12 protein-coding genes are annotated in these 14,154 nt (G+C 65.8%); 8 read left to right on the top strand and 4 right to left on the bottom strand.

From position 1 onward, the window contains the following. Positions 1–48: 48 nt before the first annotated feature. Positions 49–306: a DUF7662 domain-containing protein gene (locus tag IC762_RS31835; RefSeq protein ID WP_195786039.1), complete on the top strand. Its 258-nt coding sequence runs from the start codon at positions 49–51 to the stop codon at positions 304–306. Here the strand turns inward: IC762_RS31835 and IC762_RS31830 are convergent. The 3 genes from IC762_RS31830 to metG form a co-directional block, all read right to left on the bottom strand. Beyond that, positions 303–3,179, bottom strand: a complete 2,877-nt coding sequence (locus tag IC762_RS31830; protein WP_195786038.1) for an EAL domain-containing protein — start codon at positions 3,177–3,179, stop codon at positions 303–305. The genes IC762_RS31835 and IC762_RS31830 overlap by 4 nt on opposite strands. Before the next feature lie 120 nt (positions 3,180–3,299). After that, complete coding sequence (locus IC762_RS31825) at positions 3,300–4,301, bottom strand: NAD(P)H-quinone oxidoreductase (protein WP_195786037.1); 1,002 nt, start codon at positions 4,299–4,301, stop codon at positions 3,300–3,302. A gap of 69 nt (positions 4,302–4,370) precedes the next feature. Beyond that, a complete protein-coding gene (gene metG / locus IC762_RS31820) occupies positions 4,371–6,050 on the bottom strand; it encodes a methionine--tRNA ligase (protein ID WP_195786036.1) in 1,680 nt (559 codons plus the stop codon). 263 nt (positions 6,051–6,313) lie between these two features. Between metG and IC762_RS31815 the strand changes: the two genes are divergently transcribed. The 5 genes from IC762_RS31815 to IC762_RS31795 all read left to right on the top strand — a co-directional run bounded on the left by IC762_RS31815 (position 6,314) and on the right by IC762_RS31795 (position 9,158). Continuing rightward, positions 6,314–6,511 (top strand): DUF1192 domain-containing protein, encoded by a 198-nt coding sequence (locus tag IC762_RS31815; protein WP_195786035.1) that lies wholly within the window; start codon positions 6,314–6,316, stop codon positions 6,509–6,511. Positions 6,512–6,519: 8 nt separating this feature from the next. After that, complete coding sequence (locus tag IC762_RS31810) at positions 6,520–6,798, top strand: hypothetical protein (protein WP_195786034.1); 279 nt, start codon at positions 6,520–6,522, stop codon at positions 6,796–6,798. A 497-nt stretch (positions 6,799–7,295) separates the two neighbouring features. Next, the gene (locus IC762_RS31805; RefSeq protein WP_195786033.1) at positions 7,296–7,808 is read left to right on the top strand and encodes a DUF1465 family protein; all 513 of its coding nucleotides are present in this window, start codon (positions 7,296–7,298) and stop codon (positions 7,806–7,808) included. A 98-nt stretch (positions 7,809–7,906) separates the two neighbouring features. Then, positions 7,907–8,533: an FMN-binding negative transcriptional regulator gene (locus tag IC762_RS31800; RefSeq protein WP_195786032.1), complete on the top strand. Its 627-nt coding sequence runs from the start codon at positions 7,907–7,909 to the stop codon at positions 8,531–8,533. A gap of 10 nt (positions 8,534–8,543) precedes the next feature. Then, positions 8,544–9,158, top strand: a complete 615-nt coding sequence (locus tag IC762_RS31795) for a LysE family translocator (protein ID WP_195786031.1) — start codon at positions 8,544–8,546, stop codon at positions 9,156–9,158. A gap of 1,053 nt (positions 9,159–10,211) precedes the next feature. Here the strand turns inward: IC762_RS31795 and rpmE are convergent. Continuing rightward, the gene (gene rpmE, locus IC762_RS31790) at positions 10,212–10,439 is read right to left on the bottom strand and encodes a 50S ribosomal protein L31 (RefSeq protein WP_016845230.1); all 228 of its coding nucleotides are present in this window, start codon (positions 10,437–10,439) and stop codon (positions 10,212–10,214) included. A gap of 200 nt (positions 10,440–10,639) precedes the next feature. Here rpmE and IC762_RS31785 point away from each other — a divergent pair, with 200 nt between their 5' ends. Both IC762_RS31785 and IC762_RS31780 read left to right on the top strand, forming a co-directional pair. Continuing rightward, a complete protein-coding gene (locus IC762_RS31785) occupies positions 10,640–12,496 on the top strand; it encodes an ABC transporter ATP-binding protein/permease (protein ID WP_195786030.1) in 1,857 nt (618 codons plus the stop codon). A 157-nt stretch (positions 12,497–12,653) separates the two neighbouring features. Continuing rightward, complete coding sequence (locus tag IC762_RS31780; RefSeq protein ID WP_195786029.1) at positions 12,654–14,144, top strand: amidohydrolase family protein; 1,491 nt, start codon at positions 12,654–12,656, stop codon at positions 14,142–14,144. Positions 14,145–14,154: the final 10 nt, after the last annotated feature.

The raw sequence follows: 14,154 nt of genomic DNA, 5'->3' as shown, positions 1-14,154 counted from the left end.
GGTTAACGGGTGGTTGCTGAAACCCGGACGCTTCTCATCGAGGACCTCGTGAACGACTACGACGCGCTGCGCGACTATCTGAAGAAGCAGCATCTCCCCGAATTCGTGCTGACCTTCGAGGAGATCGAGGCGATCATCGACGCAGCGCTGCCGCGCGCGGCACATCGGGCGTCGTGGTGGGAGACGCTGCGCAGCCCCCAGGAGAAGATGCCGCAGCGCGAAGCCTGCCTCGACGGCGGCTACATCGCCACGCGCCAGGCCGATGGCAAGAGCGTCAAGTTCAAGCGGATGCCGAAGCCGCGCTAGCTAGCCGCTTCCAGCCGTTCCTCGGTCAGCAGCCGCGTTGCCGCATCGGCGTCCATCGGCTCGCCGAAGGCGAAGCCCTGCGCGTATTCGCAGCCCAGCTGGTAGAGCTCGACGGCGTCCGAATCCGTCTCGGCGCCTTCCGCGACCACTTCCATGCCGAGATCGTGCGCCAGCGCGATGATCGATTTCAGGATCACCGGGCGGGTGCCGCGGCTGGTGGTGCGGACGAAGGACTGGTCGATCTTGATGGTGTCGAACGGGAAGCGCTGCAGATAGGACAGCGAGGAGTGGCCGGTGCCGAAATCGTCGAGCGACAGCCCGGTGCCGAGCTCGCGGATCCGCGCCAGCATCTGGGCGGCGTGCTCCGGATTCTCCATCACGAGCGATTCCGTCAATTCGAGCTTCAGCGTGCCGCGCGCCACCGAGGAGCGCGACAGCACCGTTCTGATATCGTGGATCAGATCGTGGCGCAGCAATTGCCGCGAGGAGACGTTGACGGAGGCGAAGATCGGGTCGCGAGCGCGCATCGCGCGCTGCCACACCGCGAGCTGGCGCGCGGTCTGGTCCATCACGAACATGCCGAGATCGACGATCAGGCCGGTCTCCTCGGCGACATTGATGAACTCCGACGGCGACATCCGTCCGAGCTTGGGATGGTCCCAGCGCACCAGCGCCTCGAAGCCAGCGATGGCGCGATCCTCGAGCCGCACGATCGGCTGATACAGGATCGTGAGCTCCTGACGCTCGATGGCGCGGCGCAGGTCGCTCTCCAAGGTCAGGCGGTCGGTCTTCCGCGCCCGCATCGCCGGCTTGTAGACGTCGATGCGGTCGCCGCCGATCCGCTTCGAGTGATACATCGCAAGCTCGGCGTCCTTGATGATCTCGTCGGTCAGCGGCGACTGCGGGTCCGACAGCGCGAGGCCGATCGAGGCGGTCAGGAAGATCTCGCGGTCGTTGAAGGCGATCGGGGCGCGGATGGTCTTGCGGATGGTCTCGGCGAAATTGGTGATCCGCGCCGGGTCCTGCTCCGACAGCAGGATCAGGCCGAACTGGTCGCCGGCCATTCGCGCCAGCGTGTCCTGGGGCTTGAGGATGCGGGTCAGGCGCCGTGCCAGGGTCAGCAGGATCGAATCGCCGACCGCGATGCCGACGGAATCGTTGACCTGCTTGAAGCGGTCGAGGTCGATCACCATCAGGGTCGGCCGCAGGTTCGGCATGGTCTTGGCGAGGTTCGCCACAGCTCCAAGGCGGTCCATGAACAGCCGGCGGTTCGGCAGGCCGGTCAGATTGTCATGCACGGAATCATGCAGCATCCGCTCTTCCGAGTTCTTGAACTCGGTGACGTCGGTCAACGTGCCGACCACCCGCGAGACTTCGCCGTCGGAGCCGACCACGGGGCGCGCCTTCAGTGCGAACCACATGAAGTGGCCGTCGGGCGTGCGCAGGCGGAAGTCCTGCACCAGCCGGCCGCGGCGCTGGTCGAGCACGCTGTCGAGCGCGGCGCGGAAACGGTCCTGGTCGAGTGGGTGCAGCACTTCGAGCCATTTCGCGGCGGGGCCCTCCAGCGTGCCGCGCTTGAGGCCCAGCAGGGCTTCGGTCTCTGGGCTGGTGAACACCTTGTCGGCGGAGACGTCCCAGTCCCAGATCAGGTCGCCCGAGCCGGTCAGCGCCAGCGCGCGGCGCTCGACATCGGAGACGATGCCGGTGGTGGCGCCGCCGCCGGCGAAGGCGTGCTGCATCACCGTGAATCCGATCAGCATCACGATCAGCACCAGGCCGCCGAGCAGCGCCGGGCCGACGATGTCGTTGGTGACGGAGCCCGCGACCGTCATGCCGGCCGCGATCACCCAGACCACCAGCAGGAACCAGGTCGGGATCAACAGCACCGCGCGGTCGAAACCGTGGGTCGAGAGGTAGACGATCAGCGCGAAGCCGGCGAAGGCGATCATCACCAGCGACATCCGCGCGATGCCGGAGGCGACCGCGGGATCGAAGAGCGCCAGCGCCACCAGCGAGCCGAGGAACACCAGCCAGCCCAGCGTGATGTGCGAGTAGCGCACGTGCCATCGGCTGAGATTGAGATAGGCGAACAGGAACACCAGCAATGTCGCCGCGAGGATCGCCTCGCCCGCCGCGCGCCAGACGCGCTCGGCGTTGTTCGACATGTCGAGCACCTTGCCCCAGAAGCCGAAGTCGACGCCGATATAGACCAGCACCGCCCAGGCCAGCGCCGCGGCGGCCGGGAACATGATCGAGCCCTTCACCACGAACAGGATGGTCAGCACCAGCGCGAGCAGGCCCGAGATGCCGATCACGATGCCTTGGTAGAGCGTGAACGAGTTGACCTTGTCCTTGTAGGCGTCGGGTTCCCACAAATAGAGCTGCGGCAGCTTGTCGGTGCGCAGCTCGGCGACATAGGTGACGACGGCGCCGGGATCGAGCGTGATGCGGAACACGTCGGCGGTCGGGCTCTCCTGCCGCTCGGGCCGGTCGCCGACCGAGGGCGTGATGGTGGCGATGCGGGAGAGGCCGAGGTCGGGCCACAGCAAGCCTGACGACACGATACGATAGTGCGGTGCAACGATGAGGCGGTCGAGCTGATCGTCGGTGTTGTTGGCAAGCGCGAACACCACCCAGTTCTGGCCGCCTTCGCGGGCGCGGACCTCGATGCGGCGCACGATGCCGTCGGTGCCGGGCGCGGTGGAAACCTGGATGCGGTCGCCTTCGCTGCGCTGATGGTCGAGCACTGCGGTGAGGTCGATCGCCGGCGCGTCGCTGCGCACGCTGACGGCGTCGATCGCATACGCGTCGGGCGCAGCGGCAAACATCATGAGGCCCAGCGCGAGCAGCGCAAGGCACCTGATCAGACGCAATGTCAGTACTCCGCGATCGACAAACGGCCCGGGCCTGGCGACCGGCTCGGGAGTGGCGCGATAGATGACACGAAAGCGAAGGAAATCAAAGGGTTTCCGCCCCTTCATCCGTCGCGATCGTTAAACGACCAACACAATTTTGCCAATATGCTCGCTGGTTTCCATGCGGCGGTGCGCATCGGCGGCCTTTTCCAGCGGGAAAGTGCTGTCCATCAGCGGCTTGACGCGGCCTTCGCGCAGCAGCGGCATCACCTTGGCCTCGATCGCGGCGACCATCGCCGCCTTGTCCGCATTACTACGGGGGCGCAGGGTCGAGCCGGTGTGGTGCAGGCGCTTGACCATCAGCTTGGCGAAGTTGGCCGATGCCTTCGGTGTTCCCGACAGGAACGCGATCTGCACGATGCGGCCCTCGACGGCGGCGGCATCGTAGTTCCGATCGATGTAGTCGCCGCCGACCATGTCGAGGATCACGTTGACGCCGGCGCCGCCGGTGATCGTCTTCACCGCCTCGACGAAATCCTCCGTCTTGTAATTGATGGCATGGTCGGCGCCGAGCTTGAGGCATGCCTCGGCCTTGTCCTGCGAGCCGACCGTGACGATCACCTTGGCGCCGAACGCCTTGGCAAGCTGGATCGCCATCGTGCCGATGCCCGACGAGCCGCCATGGATCAAGAGCGTCTCGCCGGCCTTCAGCGCGCCGCGCTCGAACACGTTGTGCCACACCGTCATCAGCGTTTCCGCTGTCGCGCCGGCTTCCTGCATCGACAATGCCGGCGGCACGGTCATCGCCTGTCCGTCCTGCGCGATGCAATATTGCGCGTAGCCGCCACCGGCGACCAGCGACATCACCTTGTCGCCGATCTTGTGCCTGGTGGCGCCTTCGCCGAGCGCGACCACTTCGCCTGCGATCTCGAGGCCGGGCAGGTCGCTCGCGCCGGGCGGCGGCGGATAGGAGCCGGAGCGCTGCGCGACGTCAGGACGATTGACGCCGGCGGCTTCGACCTTGACCAGGATCTCGCCGGCCTTCGGCACCGGCAGCGCGCGGGTCTCCGGCACCAGCACCTCCGGGCCGCCCGGCTTGCTGATGGCGACGACGGTCATTTGCGCGGGCAGATTTGGCATGGCGGGTCCCTGGTCCAGGATGAAGATCGGCGGATGGCATATCGCCTTTCCCGCCGAAGTGAAACGCCGTCAAGCCCCGAACCGCGCTGCCAGCTGGCCGGCTCGCTCAGCTGTGATCTTCTCGATCAGCGGACCGGGATTTTCCACCGGTGTGCCCGCGCCCTCGTCCAGCAGCGACGCGAGTGGGCCATTGGGCCAGCGCGGGATCGCATCGTCGTGGCCGAAGGCGCGAAGCACGCGTTCCGCGAGATGCGGCACGATGCTCCACGCCAGCGTCGCCGAGAGCCTGACCAGATTGAGCCCGGTGCGCGTCACGACGGCGGCGCGATCGGGATCGGACTTGATGGCAGTCCAGGGTGCTGCGTGGTGCAAGTAAGCGTTCGACGTATCCCAGATCGCGCGGATCGCCGCCGCCGCGCCCCGAAATTCCAGCGCAATGTGATGGCGATGCAGCGTTGCGATGCGCTGCTCCAACTCATCGGCGAGCCGTCGCTCGGCGTCACCTTGCGTGCCGCCGTCGGGAATGCGTCCAGCGAAGGCGAGATGCGTGAAGCTGACGATGCGGTTGACGAGGTTGCCGAAGATGTCGGCAAGATCCTTGTTCACGTCGGTGGCAAATTTCGCGATGCTGAAATCGGTGTCGGCGCTTTCGGGCGCGTTGGCGATCAGCCACCAGCGCCACAAATCCGCGGGCAACTCCGCAAGCGCCGCATCGGTGAAGATGCCGCGCTGACGACTGGTCGAGAATTTTCCGCCCTCATAGGTGAGCCAGTGGAATCCCTTGATCACGTCGGCGGTCGTCCATGGCTCGCCCGAGCCGAGCAAGGTCGCCGGAAAGCTCACGGTGTGAAACGGGATGTTGTCCTTGCCGAGAAACTGGATGTAGCTGATGTCATCGGCCTGCCACCACCAGTCGCGCCAGTCGCGGCTTGGTGCGAGAGCCGCCCATTCCTGGGTGGCGGCGATGTAGCCGATCGGCGCATCGAACCAGACATAGAACACCTTGTCCTCGAATCCCGCGCGCGGCACCGCGATGCCCCAGGCGAGATCGCGCGTGATGCAGCGATCGCGCAGATCGGCATTGAGCCAGCTCTTTGCGGTCGAGACCACGAAGGGCGGCCAGCCGGACCGGCTGTCGATCCATCCGCCGAGTTTCGCGACGAGCTGCGACTGACGCAGGAACAGATGACGGCCGGTGCGGATTTCGAGCGCGCGGTCGCCCGACAGCGCGGAGCGCGGCTCGATCAGCTCGGGCGGATCGAGCAGTCGGCCGCAATGATCGCATTGATCGCCGCGTGCGGACCGGTCGCCGCAATGCGGGCAGGTGCCGAGCACGTAGCGGTCGGGCAGGAAGCGCCGGTCCTTCGGGGAATAGATCTGCTGGAGCTCGCGCGCCTCGATCAGGCCGGCCTCCGCGAGTCGGCGATAGAAGTGCTGCGTCAGCGCGTGATTGCAGGGCGAAGAAGTCCGGCCGAAATGGTCGAAGGAGAGGCCGAAGCGGCGATAGATGTCGGCCTGGATCGCGTGCTGTGTGTCACAGAAGGTGCGAACGTCTTGTCCGGCGTCGATCGCGCCGAGCTCGGCCGGGGTGCCGTGCTCGTCGGTCGCGCAGATGAAGAGGACGTCGTCGCCGATCTGCCGCCGGAAGCGGGCGTGGACATCGGCGGGCAGCAGGGAGCCGATGAGATTGCCGAGATGCTTGACGCCGTTCACGTAAGGCAGCGCGCTGGTGATGAGAATCTTGGTCATGGGTGCGGTCTTTCGCGTGTGCTGCTGCCGACCCCGGACGAATCGAGAAATGAAAAGCCCTCCCGCACGATCGGAAGGGCTTGGGGTCGGCTCATGCCTTGCGCGCGTGGACGCGCACTATCCCGTCCGGTCAGCCTCCTTGCGGTCGGGCCGGGGCATTCGCGTCAGACGTTGCGCGCACGAGAAAGTCACTGCAAAATTCTCCTGATCGGGGAATATAGCATCCCTGGGCGCTTGGCGCCAGATCATTGCCGGGAGGAGACATGCCAATCGAGGATGACGACCGTCCGAAGAAAAAGATCAGCCACGAGATCGGACAAGACCTCTCGCTGCTGTCAGTCGAGGAGTTGAGCGAACGCATCGCGCTGCTCACGTCGGAGGTCGACCGGTTGAAGGAAGCGATGACGAAGAAGCGTGCATCGAAGGACGCCGCGAACTCGTTCTTCAAGTCGTCGCCATGAGAGCCATTATGAGAGCCATTTTTCTCGCCGGCCTGATCGCGGCCGTGATGGTGCAGGCGGCCCCAGCGTCCGCCCGCACGCCGTCGGCCTGTTCAAAAGGTGAAAAAACCGCGCGCCAGTGCAAGGAGCGCGACTGCCAGGCGCTGTTCGAAACGAACCTCGGCGCGTGCAGCGAACTGCCTGCCAACAAATCGTGCCCGGACATGGCGAAGGCGCAAAAGGTCCGTTGCGATCAGTTTTGTGACGCCAATTATTCCGACGCGGCGATCGACTGTGAGAAGAAATAGTTTCGCGCTTCGGCAGAGGAACTCCACCTCCCCTTGAAAAGGGGAGGTCGCTTTGCTCACAGAGCAAAGCGGGCGGGGATCCGTTCTCTCCACATACACCGTCGCCCGCGGCTGACCCATCCCGACCTTCCCCCTTTCAGGGGGCAGGGAAGACGCGCGTCATCCATGCGCGTGCTGTCCCAGACTGGGCCATTGGCCGATATGGCAAACAAAGCCTAAAAAAATCCGCTCATTTACGATCGGTTAAGCTTTCTCGATTATCAATGCATTGTCCTCGTTTGGACACCGAGTGGCTCCTGTCCACTCTGTTTGACGCCTCCCTGTTATCAACTTCAAAAGCCGCCGGAAACGGCGGCTCTTTTTTGTGCGCCCCACCGGCTGGAAACCATAAATCCGGTTGCGGCTGGACTCTTCGCCTCGCCCGCGCAATGATTTGTTCATCATAAGCCGGCGCGCCAGACGCCGGTGGGCGTTACGGTGGTGTGAGGGCGTTAACCATGGCGGATCGTTCCCAGAGCGAGGCCGGGCTTGTGCTGTTCAGTGAACGGCTGACCAATTCTGCGGCATTCGGGGTGCTGTTTCGCGAAGGCATGGACCTGGTCGAGCAGACCGCCGCCTATCTCGACGGCGACGGCCGCAACGAGGCCAAGGCGCTGGAACGCGCCGTCAGCCTGACCTACGCGACCGAGAGCATGCGCCTGACCACGCGGCTGATGCAGCTCGCGTCCTGGCTGCTGCTGCACCGCGCGGTCAAGGAAGGCGAGATGACGCTGACCCAGGCCAACCGCGAGAAGACCAAGGTCAAGCTCACCGCCGCCGATCCCGGCCCGGTCGACATGATCGAGAAGCTGCCCGAGCAGCTGCAGCTCCTGATCACCCGCTCGATGGATTTGCAGACGCGCGTGCGCCGGCTCGACACCACGATCCACGCGCCGGCGCCGGATCGCGCCTCGATCGGCAACCCGCTGGTGCCGCAGCTCAACCGCCTGAAGGCCGCGTTCGAGCAGTAATACCGCCCAGATGGGTTCAAGATGCGACAAGCCCCGTCGCGCGGCTGACGGTCGGCCGCTTTGGCGCTATGTTGGCGTCGAACAGCGAAGGGTCTGCCATGTACCTGCCGCCGCACTTCAAGATCGAGGAACTCGGCGCGATCCACGCCGCGATGCGCGCATCGCGGCTCGCGACGCTGGTCACGGCCACCGCCGACGGCCTGATCGGTACGCCGCTGCCGCTGATCCTCGACGAGCGCGAGGGCGAGTTCGGCACGCTCCATGGCCACGTCGCGCGGCCCAATCCGCAATGGAAGCTGCCCGCGACAGGCGAGGCGATGGCGATCTTCACCGGTCCCGACGCCTATGTCACGCCGTCCTGGTATGTGACCAAGGCCGAGCACGGCAAGGTGGTGCCGACCTGGAATTACGTCGCCGTGCACGCCTATGGCGCGGTGGAATTCTTCGAGGACGCCGATCGCCTGCTCGACGTGGTGACGCGGCTGACCGAACTGCACGAGAGCTCGCGCAAGGAAGCTTGGCAGGTCAGCGACGCGCCGGCCGACTTCATCAAGGCGCAGCTGCGCGGCATCGTTGGTCTGCGGATGCCGATCACGCGGCTCGACGCCAAGAAGAAGATGAGCCAGAACCGCAAGCGCGAGGACCGCGCGGGCGTGATTGCAGGCCTCGGCGCCAGCGACAACCCTGATGACCGCGAGGTCGCGGCGATGATCCCGGCAAGCTGAGCACGCGCGAATGGAATTGTACCTTGCCTTCGCGGTGACGACCGCGACCTTCGCGCTGATCCCGGGGCCTGCCATGTTGTACGCCGCCGCGCGCACCTTGGCGGGCGGCAGGCGCGCCGGGCTGATGGCCTCGCTCGGCCTGCATCTCGGCGGCTACGTCCACGTGGTCGCCGCGGCCGCCGGCCTCGCGCTGCTGTTTCACGCGGTGCCGCCGCTGTTCATGGCGATGAAGCTCGCCGGCGCGGCCTATCTGGTCTGGCTCGGGCTGTCGCTGTTCCGCGATCGCGGTGAGACGAAGCCTCCCGCGCTCGCCCCGCTCTCGGCGCGGCGCGCCTTCGCGCAGAGCGTCGTCGTCGAGGTGCTCAATCCGAAGACCGCGATCTTCTTCCTGGCGTTCCTGCCGCAGTTCGTGGATCCGTCCGCAAGCCTGCCGGTCTGGGCCCAGCTGTTCATGCTTGGCACGATCGTCAATCTGGCCTTCTCGCTGGTCGACATCGTCTGCGTGCTGTTCGCCAGCGCCGTGATGTCGAAGTTGCAACGCTCCCGGAGCTCGCAGCGGATGCTGCAGAAGATCGGCGGCAGCGTCCTGGTCGCGCTCGGGGCGCGGCTGGCGTTTCAGGATTAGCCCAGGACGAACTCCGTTGTCATTCCGGGGCTAGCGAAGCGAGAGCCCGGAATCCATTCCTCCACCAACGCTGTGGCCTGATGGATTCCGGGCTCGCGCCAAGAGGCGCGCCCCGGAATGACGAGAGTGATGTTGGTGTGACTGCCCGACGGGCAACTCAGCAAAACCTGTCAATCCCGCTGCAAGAAAATAATTCGTTTTATCGGAAGAGCGAATTGGTGTATAGATGTCGCGTCTCACCCGATCGAGGGGCGCTTCGCGGTCGTCATTAGTGTTGCGGTGAGATGCGGTGGACGCCGAGTGCGCGAAGACGTAGCGCGCGCAAGGCGGACGGTGAAGTCGTGCAGGCCTGACGCCCTAGTGGCAGGTGTTGATTCCTTTGAGAAGCTAGCGCTTCATCAGGGATGACGGTGACACAAAAGCCCAGTCTCGCCGGGGCGAGCACGTATAAGCCGTAACCCATCGCGCAGGGAAAGCCGGGTTGTTCCCGGTTACACCTGTGGTCCTACTCCCGTGCTTTTTGTTGCACGGGACCCATGGGTGCAATCGGCACCCGGCTTTCCCTGCGCCCTCTACAAAGCAAGAGGGCGGAACGACAAGCAAAGCTCGGACAACTCATGTCGCGAGAACGCGAAGCTACGTCCCCACCCCCGCTGTCATCGCCCGATTTAATCGGGCGACCCAGTACGCCGCGGCCTCTCGGCTCAAGCACGACCGTCTCTGGAATACTGGATCACCCGCATGCGCGGGTGACGACACCGCGGTGGTGGTTGCTGAATCGAAAACTATCCTCACGGTCGTCCTGGCGAAAGCCAGGACCCATTACCCCGACAGCCGCTGAGGCACGACGCTGGGGCCGCAGCCCCGTTCACAATCACATTCGGTGGTTATGGGTCCTGGCTTTCGCCAGGACGACGACGGCATATGCAGCGCTATTTGCGCTCGCCGGGACGACAACGAATACGTGGCAACCGACCGCGCCCCCAAAACAAAAACGCCCCCGCGAAGGGGGGCGTTTGGACAGGCCGGCAAAGGGCTCGTCGCGTGCAGACCTCAATCCTTCTTGAGGAAGCCCGAAAACTTCTTCTGGAACCGGGAGACGCGGCCGCCACGATCCATCAGCTGCTGGGTGCCACCGGTCCAGGCCGGGTGCGACTTGGGGTCGATGTCGAGGTTCAGCGTGTCGCCTTCCTTGCCCCAGGTGGAGCGGGTCAGGTACTCGGTGCCATCGGTCATGACGACCTTAATCGTATGATAATTCGGATGAATATCGGCTTTCATGACAGTTCCTTCGGCGCGCCGGCGCCCGTCTTGCGATGTCTGGGATACGGGATTTGGCCGGCTCTATAGCCCAAGGGGGCCGTCAAAACAAGCCGGAAACCGGGCTCAAACCCATCATCGGATTAGGACTTTCCGTCCATTTGCCAGCCGCGAGCGGCGGGCCTATTTGGGGACAGTAGAACCGGTCTAGAAACAGAAAAATGAGCATAGCCGAACCGCTTGAGACCCCACGTGGCGCCCACGAGCCGCCGCGCGATGCGTTGCTCGAGGAGGAAGCCTTCATCGAGAGCCAGCTCGCGGACCCGGCGAAAAGCCGCGCTCGCCTGCGGCCGCTGCTGGCGCTGGCGCCTTATGTGGCGCGCTACAAGGGGCGCGCGATTCTTGCCTTCATCTCGCTGACGGTCGCCGCGATCACCACGCTGATCGTGCCGGTTGCGGTGAGGCGGATGATCGACATGGGCTTCACGCCCGAAGGCATCGCGATGATCAACAGCTATTTCAGCGTGATGATCGCGGTCGTCGCGGTGCTGGCTGCCGCCAGCGCCTCGCGCTACTACCTCGTGATGACGATCGGCGAGCGCATCGTCGCCGACCTCCGCCGCGACGTGTTCGCGCATCTGCTCTCGTTGGCGCCGTCGTTCTTCGATTCCGCGCGCTCGGGCGAACTGGTGTCGCGGCTCACCGCCGACACCACGCAGATCAAGTCGGCGGTCGGCGCCTCGGTCTCGATCGCGCTACGCAATCTGATGCTGTTCTTCGGCGCTGCCGCGATGATGGTGTTCACCAGCCCGCGGCTGTCCGGCTTCGTGCTGCTGGCGATCCCGCTGATCGTGATCCCGCTGGTCGCGTTCGGCCGCTGGGTGCGGCGGCTGTCGCGCAACGCGCAGGATACGCTGGCCGATGCCAGCGCCTATGCCAGCGAGCTCGTCAACGCGATCCGCACCGTGCAGGCCTATACCGGCGAGCGGCTCGCGCAGGCGCGCTTCGCCGGCGAAGTCGAGCAGGCCTATCAGGCGGCGCGCAGCTCGACCAAGGCGCGCGCGGTGCTGACGCTGATCGTCATTTTCATCGTGTTCACAAGCGTCGTCCTGATCCTCTGGGTCGGCTCGCACGACGTCCTCACCGGCGCCATAAGCCCGGGCCGGCTCGGCCAGTTCGTCCTCTATACGGCGTTCGCCGCGAGCGGCCTCGGCCAGCTCAGCGAGGTCTGGGGCGAGGTCTCGGCCGCATCGGGCGCCGCCGAGCGGCTGTTCGAGATTTTGCGCGTCAGGCCGGCGATTGCCGCTCCCGCGCAGCCGCGCGCGCTGCCACAGCCCGCGCGCGGCGATGTCGGCTTCGACAATGTCAGCTTCGCCTACCCGACAAGACCCAATACGCTCGCGGTCGACGGGGTGTCGCTGTCGGTACGTTCAGGTGAAAAGGTCGCGATCGTCGGTCCTTCCGGCGCCGGCAAGAGCACCCTGTTCCACCTGCTGCTGCGCTTCTACGATCCCCGGTCGGGCACCATCTCGCTCGACGGCGTTCCGATCCGGCAGGCCGACCCCGCCGAGGTGCGCGCGCGCATCGCGCTGGTGCCGCAGGATTCCGTGGTGTTCGCCGCGAGCGCGCGCGACAACATCCGCTTCGGCCGTCCCGATGCGACCGACGCCGAGGTCGAGCGCGCCGCCGATCTCGCCCATGCCACCGAATTCCTGCGCCGCCTGCCCGGTGGTTTCGAGACGCAGCTCGGCGAGCGCGGCGTGACGCTGTCGGGCGGCCAGCGCCAGCGCATCGCGATCGCGCGCGCCATCCTGCGCGACGCGCCGCTGCTGCTGCTCGACGAGGCGACCTCGGCGCTCGACGCCGAGAGCGAGACGCTGGTGCAGACCGCGCTGGAAGAGCTGATGCGCCACCGCACCACGCTGGTGATCGCGCATCGCCTCGCCACCGTGCTGTCCTGCGACCGCATTCTCGTCCTGGACCAGGGCAAGATCGTCGAGCAGGGCACCCATGCCGAGCTGGTCGCTGCCAACGGCCTCTATGCGCGGCTGGCACGGCTGCAGTTCGAAGGGATTTGAGTGACCTAACGAGATCCTTAGCCCGGATGAAGCGAAGCGTAATCCGGGCTACGCGCTCACTGTATGCGGCCACAACTCTGATTGGGTTGCTGCGATGAGCGCGATGCGCTTCTGTGTGCCGTCGAGATCTCGGTTTGGGAATGTTGGAGCGGCATAGATGGGCGGTTTGGTGATCAGCGGCGGCCGGGTGGTCGACCCGGCGAGCGGGATGGACGCGGTCGGCGATGTCGCGGTGGTGGACGGGCGCATCGCTGCCGTCGGCACCGGGCTCGGCGGCGCCGAGCGGCAGATCGACGCGACCGGGCTCGTGGTGGCGCCGGGCTTCATCGACCTGCACGCCCATGGCCAGACCATCCCCGCCGACCGCATGCAGGCCTTCGACGGCGTGACGACGACGCTCGATCTCGAGGCCGGCGTGCTGCCGGTCGCATCCTGGTACAAGCGCCAGGCCGACAAGGGCCGCGTGCTGAACTACGGCGCCGCCGCCAACTGGGCCTTCGCGCGGATCGGCGCCATGACCGGCTCGAACGCGGAAAGCTCGCTCGAATCGTTCGGCGCCGCGATGCGCGATCGCCGCTGGATCGACAATGTCGCGACCGACGGCGAAGTCGGCGGTATCCTCGAGCGGCTCGGCAACGGCCTGAACGAGGGCGGCATCGGCGTCGGCATCCTCAACGCCTATGCGCCGGGCGCCGGCGTGCAGGAACTGACCGCGGTGTGCCAGCTCGCCGCTCAGCATGCGGTGCCGACCTTCACCCATGTCGCCTATATGTCGCGGATCGATCCGGAGAGCGCGGCGGAAGCCTATATCCGCCTGATCGGCTATGCCGGCGCCACCGGCGCGCATATGCACATCTGCCATTTCAATTCGTCGAGCAAGACCGATATCGAGCGCTGTGTTGCGCTGATCGCGAAAGCCCAGGCGCAGGGTCTGCCGATCACGGTGGAGGCCTATCCCTACGGCACCGGCTCGACGGTGCTGGCGGCGACTTTCTTCAGCGATCCGCAGTTCGAGGAACGCAACGGCCTTGGCTATGATTCGGTGCAGCGCGTGACCGACGGGCACCGCTTCGGCAGCCGCGAGGAATTGCTGGCGGCGCAGGCGGAGGAGCCGTCCACGCTGGTGCTGTGGCACGTGCTCGATATCGAAAACAACGCGCATCATCGCGATCTGCTCGATATGGCGGTGCTGTATCCGGGTGGCGCGATCGCGTCCGACGCGATGCCGTGGACGCTGTCGAACGGCAAGCCATACACCGGCGATGCCTGGCCGCTGCCTGACGATGCCACCTCGCATCCGCGCTCGGCGGGCTGCTTCACCCGATTCATCCGCGAATGGGTGCGCGAGCGCCGGAAAGTCTCGCTGCTCGAGGGCATCCGCAAATGCGCGCTGATCCCGGCGGAAATCCTGGCGGCGAGCACGCCGGCGATGCGCAGCAAGGGGCGGCTGCAGCCAGGCGCCGATGCCGATGTGGTGGTGTTCGACTTCGAGACGCTTTCCGACCGCGCCACCTTCTCGGCGATGAACCGTCCGGCCGAGGGCGTGCGGCATCTCGTGGTCAGCGGCCAGCCGCTGATATCGGACGGCGTGCTCGATGTGGCGGCGCGGCCCGGCCGGCCGGTGCGCCGGCCCGTGGTCGCGAGCTGATCGTGCCGGT

The sequence above is a fragment of the Bradyrhizobium genosp. L genome, assembly GCF_015624485.1.
Taxonomy (GTDB): domain Bacteria; phylum Pseudomonadota; class Alphaproteobacteria; order Rhizobiales; family Xanthobacteraceae; genus Bradyrhizobium.
Note: the sequence above shows the minus strand (reverse complement) of the source record. Positions and strands in the feature narration are given on the sequence as shown.